Here is a 12,192-nt window from a genome sequence, read left to right as displayed (position 1 = left end):
AGATGAAGAAAATACGCGTTATGCTGGTAGACGATCATGCCTTGTTTCGTGAAGGGCTTGCTGTAATTATCGGTTCTCAACCTGATATGGAAGTCGTAGGCAATGCGAATGATGGGCTTGAAGCGGTGATCAAAGCGCAGGAACTAAAGCCAGATCTGATCCTGATGGATATTCAAATGTCTACCATGGATGGGCTGGAAGCGACGCGCCAGATCAAGCAATCTTTACCCGACACGACCATTGTGGTGCTTACTGTTCGCGATGATGATGAAAAATTATTCGAGGCCTTGAAAAGCGGCGCACAGGGATATTTATTAAAGGATATTCGATCTCATATCATGGTGGAAATGTTGCATAGCGCCTTGAATGGTGAAGCTGCCATCACACCGTCGCTGGCAGGGCGGGTTCTTGCCGAGTTTCGGCGCATGAGTTTGAATCAAAAAAGTGGCACTGATCTTCCAAATGAAGATAACTCGTTGACTGAGCGTGAATTGGAAGTACTGTCTTTGGTTGCCAAAGGCGCATCAGATAGGGATGTGGCTGAAAAATTAACTGTCAGCCTGAACACAGTCAAGACTCACATTCGCAATATCCTTTCCAAGCTTAGGGTCAACTCACGTAGAGAGGCTGCCAAACTGGCGCAAAGCAAAGGGCTGTTGTAATAAAAAAGAACTAATTCTTTTGTAAAAAAGAGTGATTGAAAAATCACTCTTTTTTCATTCCAATTGTTACGTATAACAAATACGTTAATCGGGGTAATTAAAGTAATATGAACGATGAAATTCAAAATTTTCGCACCTATCTTTTATGAGGAGAATCGCCATGTCCGAAAAAGAAAAGGAAGAACAGCAACATCCTGGTCAAAAGATATTTGACAACATCTGGCTGTTGTTTATTTTGTCCTTGTTGATCAGCACATTGATCTACAACGTGTGGGGGATTATTGATCTGTTAAATGTGCCTTTGGCCCCATAAATTAATAAATTGGAGAATGAATTATGTTAGCGCCTGAAAAAAATTGGTGGAAGCCCATGGGCCGTATGGAAAAAAGCTGGCTCACTGTTGCCTTTGTTTGGTGCGTCTTTCTTACGGTCATGATGCCGCTTTGGTATTTCTATGGCAAGCAAAATGTGCCCACTGAAACCTACAGAACCACGCCCGCCGATTATGGGGCGAAGGTTAATGCTTTTGTGGAGCAGTACACCGTCGGCAAGGATGAAGCGAGCGGCTTCCCGATTGTCGCCGCCCCTCCCGGCAGCGATGTGTACATCCGCGCCAGCACCTGGCAGTGGTATCCGATTCTGCAATTGGAAAAGGGAGAAGAATACCGCCTGCATATCTCTTCCTTGGATTTACAGCACGGGTTCTCTCTTCAGCCAGTCAACATCAACCTCCAGGTCATTCCCGGGTATGACTATGTTGCAACCATTACACCCACCAGTTCAGGTGAATTCACCATCGTTTGTAATGAATATTGCTTTGTCGGCCATCACACGATGGTTGGTAAAGTGATCGTGAAATAGGAGAAATAAATATGGCATCACTTGCCCCTACAACTGCATGGACAAAAGGCGCAAAGGACGATTACCGTGACTGCCCCGTAACCACCCTCAAAGTGGATATGCACACCGAACGTCTTATCATCGCCAATGCGGTGATGGCTGTAGTGACCCTCGCCCTCGGCGGCATTGCAGCGTTGCTGATCGCGCTGACCCGCTGGCAAGCGATTCACCTGCTTCCTGCTGTCTGGTTCTACCGCCTGTTGACACTGCACGGTATTGACATGCTAATCGCCTGGATCGTTTTCTTTGAGATGGCAGGGCTGCATTTTGGCTCCACCATTTTGCTCAATGCGCGGCATGCTGCACCAAAACTTGCCTGGACAGGCTTTATCATGATGACCGTTGGTGGCTTGATGGCCAACGCTGTTGTCTTGATCGACCCCAATTCAAATGTCATGTTCTCGGCATATGTCCCCATGAAGGCGCATCCACTGTTTTACCTGAGCTACATCCTGTTTGCGGTTGGCGCGTTGATTGCAGTCATTACATTCTTCATTAACATCGTGGTTGCCAAACGGGAAGGGCGTTTTTCAGGCTCCCTGCCATTAGTGGTTTTTGGTTTGATGACTGCCGCCATTCTCGCCACCTACACCCTGCTTGAAGGTGCTGCCGCAATTGTGCCTGCTTTCTTCTGGTCACTGGGTATTCTCAAAACGTACGATCCTGGAATCTATCGCAATTTCTTCTGGGGTTTCGGACACCCCGCACAGCAGGTCAATCTTGCTGCAATGGTATCTATTTGGTACGCGCTCGCACAGATGACTGTTGGCATTCGCCCGGTCAATGAAAAGTTCTCACGCCTTGCCTTCATCCTCTACCTGTTCTTCATTAACCTTGGTTCGGCTCATCACCTGCTGGTTGACCCTGGTCTTTCATTCGCATGGAAAGCGGTCAACACATCCTATGCGATGTATCTTGCAGTACTTGGTTCCATGATGCACGCCTTCTCCATCCCGGCCGCTTTGGAAATTGCCCTGCGTGCCAAAGGCTACAGAAAAGGTTTGTTCGGATGGCTTCGCAATGCCCCGTGGGCAGAGCCTGGTTTTAGTTCTCTCGTTCTTTCCATGTTCCTCTTTGGCTGGATCGGTGGCGTGACCGGCGTAACCATCGGCACCGAACAGATCAACATGCTCGTTCATAACACCTTGCGCCTACCCGGTCACTTCCACGCAACCGTGGTAAGCGGTACAACGCTTGCCTTCATGGGATTCACCTACTACGTCATTCCGCTCATCTTTCGCAAGGAACTCAAACTCAAGAGCTGGGCAAAATGGCAGCCTTATGTTTTCGGAACTGGCATGTTGTTGACCTCCATGGGCATGATCGTCAGCGGCTTGCAGGGCGTCGCCCGTCGCAACTGGGACATCACCTTTGCAGGTGTGGTTCCTGGCACCGTTGAAATCTCACTGGCGGTCTTTGGCATTGGCGCATTGCTCGCAGTCGTCGGCGGCATTATGTATGTGACCATCGTGCTCACATCCATTTTGACTGGACCTCGTCTCGAAGCATCCAATCTTTTGCTGCTAACCGGCACGCACAACCCGATCATTGATTCCACAAAATTGACCGATCATCAAATGGAAGACAAACAGAATCAACCCAAAGGCGCGCTGGTACTTGTCTTTGCCTTCCTTGTCTGGTTCGCTATTTATTACTTCACCAACTGGTGGCTGTTGGGGCGTACCTGGTTCATCCGCTAGACGGAAATTCTCCCTTGAAAACCTGCCCGGGGATCGCCACCTCGGGCAGGTTCAAAGTTCCAGGACTGGTAATTCAACAAAATGACAGCATCCTTTTTACTTGGTATCCTCGGAAGTCTTGGGCATTGTGTGGGCATGTGCAGTGCGGTCATCATTCTTTTTGATCGCCAGCCGATCTTCCAAAATAAATTTGCCTGGGTACTCGCGCATGTGGGGCGCATCACCACTTATTCCATCCTCGGTTTCATCTTCGGCGCCTTTGGTCAAACCCTCTGGGCTTTCGATGGCTTCCAATCTGCGCTCTCCATTCTGTTTGCAATCATTGCCTTTTACATGGCATCCGCATTTATTGGATTAACTCCCTCGCCAGAATCATTATTTCCTGGATTGGTTCAACGCTGGGGCAGCGCCATCCGTGGATTCAAATCCGCTTCACTCTGGACCTCGTACCTGCTCGGTCTTCTTTGGGGACTCCTCCCCTGTGGCTTGGTTCTGACTGCGCTCCTTACGGCGGTCACTTCCACCAATGCGTTTCAAGGCATGTTGAATATGTCCATCTTTGGCATTGCCACCATTCCAAGCCTGTTTGCCGTCAAATGGCTGGCGTCAAAATCTCTTCCGCGTTTCTGGTCACGAAGCCTGGCTTCCATCGTCATGATGTTCTTCGGCTTTCAATTCGCCATGCGCGGATTTGCCTCCCTCGGACTCATTGAGCACTTCATGCTGGGCTCGGTCATGCTTTGGTAATCATCAAGTTATAAATATGAATCTAGCCTCTGCTTCTCCTGTAAAAGCCAAAACACTCTCCGCCTGTTCGCTCTGCGGATTGACTACTTTACATCCCCTGTCAAACGACAATGGGGATGTATTTTGCTGTCCGTCGTGCAGGGAGGTGGCGGCGCTTCTAGCGGAGAGTCCAGCCGTTGAGCAGAATCAGGCTCAAGTCCCGGAAGGAAGTGGAGAAGTTATCCTCACGCTTGGCGGCATGTGGTGTTCATCCTGCGCGTGGCTGGTCAGCGAACAGCTTCGCCGTACCAGTGGTGTGGTCAGCGCGGATGTGAGTTTCATTCAGAGGCAAGCCAATCTCACATTCGACTCTGCGATTACAAATCCGAAAAAACTAAAAAAGCGCGTGCGCTCGCTTGGGTATCAAGCCACGCTTCCAGATGAAAAACCGCGCGACGAAGAAGAATCTTTTTTCACACGTTTATTAATCGGCGGCGTGATGGTCTTGCACGACATGATCGTGGGCGGCGGAATTTATGTGCGTGAGTTAATGGGTTGGGCAACCCCAGAGACGGCGTGGCTCGTGCATTTCTTCCAGATCATGATGTTGGTTTCAAGCCTGCCCGTTTTGATCTTGCTTGGGCTGCCCATTTTGCGCGCAGGGTTTGCAAGTCTCTTGCGCGGACAACCCAACATTCACACACTAATTATGATCGGAACATTTTCCGCATTTGGGTTATCGGTTCGTAATTTTATTCTGGGGCATGGCGGTCTATATTTTGACACCGCCACCATGTTGATCTTCCTCGTTTCGATCGGGCGTTGGCTCGAAATGCAGGCTCATAAATCCAGCAACAAGGCTGTCTCGCGTTTGCTCGAACAGATTCCCGATCAAGCAACGGTGGTTACAAATAATCAAGATAGCGTTGTGAATGTTTCGGAACTCAAGCCTGGAATGCGCGTGCGGGTTCGCCCTGGCGAACGCTTTCCTGTGGATGGGTTAATCGCCATCGGCGAAGGGGATGTGGACGAATCGTTATTAACTGGCGAACCCAAGCCTGTAACCCATCACGAAGGCGATAAGGTGCAGGCAGGCACGGTCAACCTTGACGGCAGTTTTGAAGTGATCGCAACGGCTGTCGGCTCATCCACCACGGCGGGGCAAATCGGACGTTTACTGCACGAAGCCTTGTGGGCGCGTTCTCCGCTCGAAAGAATGGTGGATAAACTCTCAGCGTGGATGACTCCGCTGGCGTTGGCGCTGGCGACGATTGCATTCTTGATTTGGTATTCCATTGCTGGGCTTGAAACGGGTTTGATGGTGGCGCTGTCTGTGCTGCTAATTGCCTGCCCATGCGCACTGGGGCTTGCCACTCCGCTGACATTGTGGCTTTCGCTGGAACGGGCTGCGGGATCAGGCGCAATTTTACGCAGTACATCCGCGCTTGAACGGCTTGCCAAAGTGGAGCGAATCTTCTTCGATAAAACGGGAACGCTCAGTCAATTGCCGATGAAGGTGCAGGGCGTTGTCAGTTATCAGTTGGCGGTTGACAATGAACAATTTCTACAAATTGTGGCATCGGTTGAGAATGAGTCGGAACATCCGCTTGCAAAGGCAATTGTAGAATATGCCAAAGCGCAGAATATTGAAATTATTAAACCAACATCTTTTAAGATCATCCCTGCTATGGGAGTTATCGCTCAATCGTCAATCGTCAATGGTCAATCGTCAATAAGAATCGGCTCATCCCGCTTTATGACTGCTGAAGGGTTGAGCATATCCACGGATATAGAGAAGCAGGCTGAGGCGTGGAAAGAAGCGGGGCACATCGTCGTCTATGCGGGCTGGGATGGTCGAGTCACGGGTATCTTTGCACTCGGTGAAAAGGTTCGCTCAGAGGCAAAAGATGTTTTAAATCAACTGCAATCGCGTGGTTTGGAACTTGGCGTGCTGACAGGTGACGAAGCGAGTGCGGGCGCGCGTTGGCAAAAAGCGTTGGGCATTCCTGTCAATGCCGCGCTTAGTTCGGACGAAAAAATGAAGCGGCTCGGTACGAACTCTGCAATGGTCGGCGATGGCATCAACGACGGCCCCGCACTCGCCGCCGCGACAATCGGTCTAGCCATGAATCATGGAACCGATGTTGCCCGTTCTGCCGCCGATATTGTGCTCGTGCGCGACGATCTGCGCGTCATCCCGTGGCTGGTGGATCTGTCGCGTGAAACGATGAAGCGTGTGAAACAGAACTTAGGCTGGGCTATGATCTATAACCTGCTCGGCGTTGGGCTTGCAATGGCGGGTCTCTTACAGCCAGTATTTTCCGCGTTCGCGATGGTGGCGAGCAGTATCTTCGTGACAGCCAATGCCATGAAGATGAATAAATTTCCGTTATTAAATGAAAACAGTGAGCAGTCGTTAGTAGACAGTGGACAGTAAATCGTCGATTTACCAATTACCAATCTCAGGAATCTCAATGACAAATTACAACCCGTACGCACAGCGTAAACTTTTACGCACCTTCGAAAAACTGTGGGCAAAATTCGAAGGCTTTATCAATCGTTTCACCAAATCGGATTTCAATCCTTTTTATCATCTCGGCACATTGACGATTTTCATGTTAATTGTGCTGATCGGAACAGGCGTTTACATCACCCTCATTTATCGCCCAGGGTTGGATGTCGCTTATCAGACTGTTGAGAAAATTGACTCTACTTGGTTCGGTTCGCTCATGCGTAGTATGCACCGCTACGCATCCGACGGCATGATCGTGCTGATCGTTTTGCACATGCTCAAGATGTTGGTCAGTGACCGTTTCTCGGGTCAACGCTGGCTGGCGTGGACGAGCGGCTGGATCATGCTCGCGATGGTCTGGCTAACGGGCACGATGGGCTACTGGCTCATTTGGGATCAGCGCGCGCAATGGATGACCGAATACATGATGGAATATCTCGCGGGCACATCGGGTCTCACCTATGTTGCGCCCGATCTTGCCTCGCGTACATTTTCCAATTTCGTCATCATCATCTTTTTGCATGTCTTCATTCCGCTCATCGGCTTTCTTGGCATTTACATTCACAGCCTCAGGCTCTCGCGTGAGCGCTGGTGGTCGCCGCGCTGGGTTAGTATCCAAGCCGTGGTGGGGTTGGCGGTCCTGTCCCTTTTGAAACCTGCCCAATCCGCGTTACCTGCGGATCTATCTCAACTGATTCAATCTGTGCCGATGGACGCATTCTATTTGGGCTTTTTGCCTTTGATCGACTTATGGGGTAACCTGATCTTTTGGGGACTGGCGATTCTCGTCGGCGGAAGTTTGTTCCTGCTCCCCTGGCTCGCCTCTGGACGTAACCCTGGACCTGCTGTTGTTACCGATCCAAAGTGTACTGGCTGTAACATTTGCTACGCCGAATGTCCGTTCGACGCGATCCGCATGAATGACCGCAATGATTCTTCGGGCTATCACAAACTGGCGATCATCAATAACGCGCAATGCACAGGCTGCGGAATCTGCGTGGGAGCGTGTCCCACCGATGCGATTGACTTAAAAGGCGGCTACAGCGGCGAGCAGGTATTCGGCGCGGTTAAAGGCACACTGTCACAAGTAAAACAGAATGGCACTCCTGTGACCGTCTTGTTTGCAAGCCACAGAGATGAAGCGTTGGGCGGCTTGCCAGTCGAATTAAACTTCAGCAAGGGAGATGCTCCCGTCGCTGTGGCAACTGTCGGCGGGGAAGAGGCGGCGCGTGTCATCACGGCGGTATTGCCAAGTATCAGCGCGGTCAATATTGAGTGGATCAAAATCCTGCACACCGCTGGCGCACGCGATGTCGTCCTGTTATCTCATCCATACGATGATGGCGTGTACCGCGAAGACGCGCATTGGATTTTGAACCGCCTGCATTCGCGTCCCGCGCTGGTGACAAAGGAAGTGCATTGGCTGGAGACAACGCCTGGGAATTCGAAAACGGTTTTGAATTTTCTAAATGATTTGCATCGCAGTGAAACGCAGGCGAAGAAGATCACGCCTGTTTTGCCTTCCGTGAAGGAACGCAATAAACTGATTCCATCCATTGTTAGCGCGTTGATTGGAACGGTTCTGTTGTTTGGTATCTTTGCGCTTGCCATCCCGTTGGATGTTCGCGTGGGCATGTCCGCTGCGGATGGCTCTGCCATTCGTGTGGCGCTGGATCTGAAAGGCAAGATTTCTGTTGCGGCAATTCCCCCAGGTGTGACCCTGCCCGAAGGCGCAGATGTGGAGAAAATCTTTGGCGGCGAGCATTATCCGGTGAGCGTGATCGTTGTGATGGATGGCAATACGATTTTGGATGAAACCTATCAGCCTTCAGGCGTCGGCAACAATGGACGTATTTCGGCGCTTGAATTTCTTTCCATTCCGGCAGGTTCACATCAAATTGAAATGCGCTTGAAGGATGATGAAAACGATTACCGTGTAGTGTATTCAGATACACTTGACCTGAGTGTGGGGCAGGTCGTGGTGTTTAGTTATGATGATAAAAGTGATATGGTGATCGTGCGATAGACGCTTAAACAAAAAGAGCGCACGGCTTTTGCCGTGCGCTCTTTTTGTTTACTTCGCTTGCTTGGGTTTCATTTGATACGCTACAAAAAAGCCGATCAGCAGAACAGCCAACACCGCAAAGGGAATCCATGTCAGCCGCGCATCTTCGGCCAGAATGGCACGGAATGGCTCTTCGATCTCGGGATTGGCGATATACCATTTGCCGCCATCCTCAGAAAAGCCGTTGACAATGCCGTCGTAGTATACATACCCTGTGTATGGATAGTAATGCAGTTGATCGTAGGGAATGCCTTTGCTGCCATCCGCGTGCATTCGCACGATCTGGTACCCCTGCCCAGGTTCTGTGGGCGGGTTGACATCTCCTTTTGAGAAGTCTGCAAACGCAAAAATATCCTGTGTCAACACCGGGTTGGATACATTAATATCGCCTGTAATGCCTGGCCCTTTGATAACAATGTAGTCAAATTCACCGTTCGCATGTGCGATTGCTCCAGGAATAAACAGAGCGAAAATCAGAAAGAAGAAGTATATTTTTTTCATTTTTTCTCCAGGTCATTTTGTCTGATTATCCCAGAAATATTTATTATTTCTTTGCTCCAGCACAAAGAAGAGTTGCAAGAACTTGCTCCTGCATAATCTTCGAACTGCAGTGCAATACTTCTGTCAATTCAAAGCTTAAACCACTTCACCCCTTTCTACAAATCCGTGATGGTGCAGGACGACCTAAGAGGGAATGCAATTGACCATACGTAGGTGGAAACATTACAAGATTGAATTTATAAACCCAATATTCCTAGTAGTAATTTCCAGGTCTTTGCCAGCGACGGAACAAACAACCGTTCCTCTGGCGAGTGCAAATCTCTGATGGTCGGTCCCATTGAGATCGTATCCAGCCCGCCGCAGCGGTCGCTGATGATGCCGCATTCGAGTCCGCCGTGGGTGAGCTCGATCTTGGGGTCTTCTTCGACGATGCCGCGATACGTGTCGACGCATTGCTTGAGGAGCGGGGATTCCATGTTTGGCTGCCAGGGCAGGAATATCTTCGTTCTTTCGGTCTTTGCGCCTGCCAGCCATGCGACGGTTTCGACTCGTCTGGTAATTTCTTCCAATCTCGAAAAGACCGAACTGCGATGGTTCGAGATAATGGACAGCCCATCTTCTTTCAATTCCATCACGCCGATATTGTTGGACGTTTCAACAAAAGTAGGCATATCCGCAGACATGGATGAAACGCCATGCGGCAATGCCATCAACAATCGGATCGCCGCTTGAGTTTCTGATTGGCTAATGACACGAATAGATTTACTGTTGATCTCGTTCAAAGTGAGCACAAGCCCAGTCTCTGTTTTGGCAAGTTCACTTTGGACGGTGTCTTGAATGGCTGAGAATTTTTCCTTGCATAGTGCCACATGTTCCTTCGCACAGACGAACACCGTTTCCGCATCACGGGGAATGGCGTTACGCGCCGTCCCGCCTCTGAGCGTGGATAATCGAATAGGGGTGTTGCGTTGAATTTCATCCAGCAGACGAGCGATGAGTTTATTGGCATTGGTGCGGAATTTGTTGATGTCTTCGCCAGAATGCCCGCCCTGCAAACCGCTGACCTTCAACCCAAAAGCCACTTCATCCTGCTTCTGCATCTCCCATGTAACTGGCAATGTGATGTTCACACTTCCACCACCCGCACAACCAACAGTAAACACACCTTCGGTTTCCGAATCGACATTGATAAGCGTTTTGCCCGAAAGCAGCGACGGGTCAAGGTTATCCGCACCAACGACACCCATTTCTTCTTCCACGGTCAGCAGCAATTCCAGTGGCGGGTGCTTGACGGATTCATCTTCAACCAATGACATCATCAACGCAATGCCAATGCCGTTGTCCGCGCCGAGGGTGGTGCCGTTGGCGCGGATCCAATCACCGTCACGGATGAGTTGAATGGGGTCTTTTGTGAAATCATGCGTAGACTCAAGTGTCTTCTGGCAGACCATGTCCATGTGACCTTGCAAAATTAACGTCGGGCGGTCTTCATATCCCTGGCTGGCAGGGGCGTAGATGACGAGATTCCCCGCCGCGTCTACCCTGGAAGTGCAGTTGTGTTCTGCCGCCCATTCGATGAGCCAGTTGCGAATCGCCGCTTCGTTCTTTGAACCGCGCGGGATGGATGATACTTTTTCAAAATTCTTGAGGATGAGTTCGGTGGGGTTCATGATAATTTCCTGTATTCGGCTCGGTCATTGAGCAGGGTCATGGTCTTGCCATCAGGCGAGAACGCAATCATTGAGTCATCGAGGAAGGCTTTGAGATTCCAATGCGCGAGGAAGGTATCACCTTGCCAGTGTTCGAGGGTGGCGGTGTTGGCTCCGTAGGTGAGTTGCAGGGAGTCGTCTTTGTGCGTCACGGTCATCTCGCCGAAGAGGTCGTTGGAAAATGTCCCAGTGTAGGAATCCAGTTTATTGGACGGAGGCAGGTTCGGGTTACGAGCGAGGCGCATTTCATCCACCTGACCTTTGACTTCTGCCATGTATCCCTGCGCCACCATCTGAAATTCGGATGACCAGTCGCGGTCTTGCTTATCGAGCAGAATATCGGAGATGGCGTAGAAGAGCGCGGCGTGGGCGAGGGTTTGATGGACGTTGACCATGACGGCGAGCGCGAGTTTGCGCTGCGGGAAAAAAGCGACGGCGGAGTTGTAGCCAGGCATTTGACCGCCGTGCATGAGAACTTTTTCGCCGCGATAATCCATTGCCCACCAACCGAGCGCGTACGTCCAGAAATGCGTGGCGGGTTGAAGATAGGCGAGCGGCGCGAGTTCGGAGTTGAGCACATCTTGCATGACGATCTGCGGCGTGGTGAGTTCGTTGAAGGTGTTGGGTTGAAGGAGCGGCGCGCCGTTTTGCAGAAGGGCTTTGAGCCACTGCGCGAGATCGTTGGCTGTGGTGTGAATGGAGCCAGCGGGTTCGTGGACAATTTTGAATTGATCGGTGGACTGTTGATAGCCGAGGAAGCGCACACCCGCAGGATAGGTTTCATCGGCAACGGCATGCGGGGACGCAAAATTTTTGTGGTCGGTGATTCGATCATAGCCGCTGAACGAGCGGGACATGTTCAGCGCGTTGAAAATTCTTTCGGTGATGAAATCGTCCCATGACTTGCCAGTGACCGCTTCGACGAGCAGACCCGCCACGCCGTATTGTTGATTGGCGTATTGAAACTGCGTGCGGAAATTGGATGTGGGTCTGAGGTAGCGCATGCGGCGCATGATTTCGCGCTGGTCGTATCCGCGATGATAGTAAAGTTTTTGGGCGCGTTCCAAGCCGAGACGGTGACAGAGCAGATCGCGCACGGTGACGTTCTTGGTGACCCAGTCATCGTAGAGTTGAAAGTCGGGCAGGTGCTTGACAACGGGGTCATCCCAGTTGAGTTTGCCTTCGTCCACCAACATGCCGATCAGCGCGGAGGTGAAGGCTTTGGTGGTGGAACCGATCGCAAAGATGGTGTCGGCATTCACGGCTTCGGGCTTGCCCGCTTCGAGCACGCCGTAGCCTTGCGCGAACATCTCATCGCCTTGAGCAACCGCCACCGCCGCGCCAGGGATGTTCCATGCGGTGAGCGTTTTTGAAATTGTTTCGTTGAGTTGTTGTGTGTTCATTTGATTCCTTTTTT

The 12,192-nt window shown here is 50.8% G+C and carries 10 protein-coding genes; 7 read left to right on the top strand and 3 right to left on the bottom strand.

Annotation, left to right across the window (positions count from 1 at the left end; all coding sequences use genetic code 11):
* The first annotated feature begins 2 nt into the window (after positions 1–2).
* The 7 genes from IPI86_RS03990 to IPI86_RS03960 all read left to right on the top strand — a co-directional run bounded on the left by IPI86_RS03990 (position 3) and on the right by IPI86_RS03960 (position 8,526).
* Positions 3–662, top strand: a complete 660-nt coding sequence (locus IPI86_RS03990) for a response regulator transcription factor (protein WP_345296692.1) — start codon at positions 3–5, stop codon at positions 660–662.
* A gap of 160 nt (positions 663–822) precedes the next feature.
* Positions 823–975: a hypothetical protein gene (locus tag IPI86_RS03985; RefSeq protein ID WP_345296691.1), complete on the top strand. Its 153-nt coding sequence runs from the start codon at positions 823–825 to the stop codon at positions 973–975.
* 23 nt (positions 976–998) lie between these two features.
* Entirely contained in the window at positions 999–1,523 is a 525-nt protein-coding gene (locus IPI86_RS03980) for a cytochrome C oxidase subunit II (protein WP_345296690.1), read from the top strand.
* A gap of 11 nt (positions 1,524–1,534) precedes the next feature.
* Positions 1,535–3,262, top strand: coding sequence for a cbb3-type cytochrome c oxidase subunit I (locus tag IPI86_RS03975; RefSeq protein ID WP_345296689.1), 1,728 nt, complete (start codon positions 1,535–1,537; stop codon positions 3,260–3,262).
* An 81-nt stretch (positions 3,263–3,343) separates the two neighbouring features.
* On the top strand, positions 3,344–4,009 hold the full coding sequence (locus IPI86_RS03970) for a sulfite exporter TauE/SafE family protein (protein ID WP_345296688.1): 666 nt from the start codon (positions 3,344–3,346) through the stop codon (positions 4,007–4,009).
* 16 nt (positions 4,010–4,025) lie between these two features.
* Positions 4,026–6,425, top strand: a complete 2,400-nt coding sequence (locus tag IPI86_RS03965) for a cation-translocating P-type ATPase (protein WP_345296687.1) — start codon at positions 4,026–4,028, stop codon at positions 6,423–6,425.
* A 37-nt stretch (positions 6,426–6,462) separates the two neighbouring features.
* A complete protein-coding gene (locus IPI86_RS03960; protein WP_345296686.1) occupies positions 6,463–8,526 on the top strand; it encodes a 4Fe-4S dicluster domain-containing protein in 2,064 nt (687 codons plus the stop codon).
* Positions 8,527–8,574: 48 nt separating this feature from the next.
* On the opposite strand, the gene IPI86_RS03955 is transcribed toward IPI86_RS03960, so the two are convergent.
* The 3 genes from IPI86_RS03955 to IPI86_RS03945 form a co-directional block, all read right to left on the bottom strand.
* On the bottom strand, positions 8,575–9,066 hold the full coding sequence (locus IPI86_RS03955) for a hypothetical protein (RefSeq protein ID WP_345296685.1): 492 nt from the start codon (positions 9,064–9,066) through the stop codon (positions 8,575–8,577).
* Between the two features lie 236 nt (positions 9,067–9,302).
* Positions 9,303–10,736 carry an aminoacyl-histidine dipeptidase gene (locus IPI86_RS03950; protein ID WP_345296684.1) on the bottom strand — a complete coding sequence of 478 codons (1,434 nt, stop codon included), beginning with the start codon at positions 10,734–10,736 and terminating at the stop codon, positions 9,303–9,305.
* Positions 10,733–12,178 (bottom strand): serine hydrolase, encoded by a 1,446-nt coding sequence (locus IPI86_RS03945; RefSeq protein WP_345296683.1) that lies wholly within the window; start codon positions 12,176–12,178, stop codon positions 10,733–10,735. Before IPI86_RS03945 ends, IPI86_RS03950 begins: the two co-directional genes overlap by 4 nt.
* Positions 12,179–12,192: the final 14 nt, after the last annotated feature.

The sequence above is a fragment of the Candidatus Villigracilis affinis genome, from assembly GCF_016705895.1.
In the GTDB taxonomy this organism is placed as follows: domain Bacteria; phylum Chloroflexota; class Anaerolineae; order Anaerolineales; family Villigracilaceae; genus Villigracilis; species Villigracilis affinis.
This window is presented reverse-complemented; position numbering and strand designations above follow the sequence as displayed.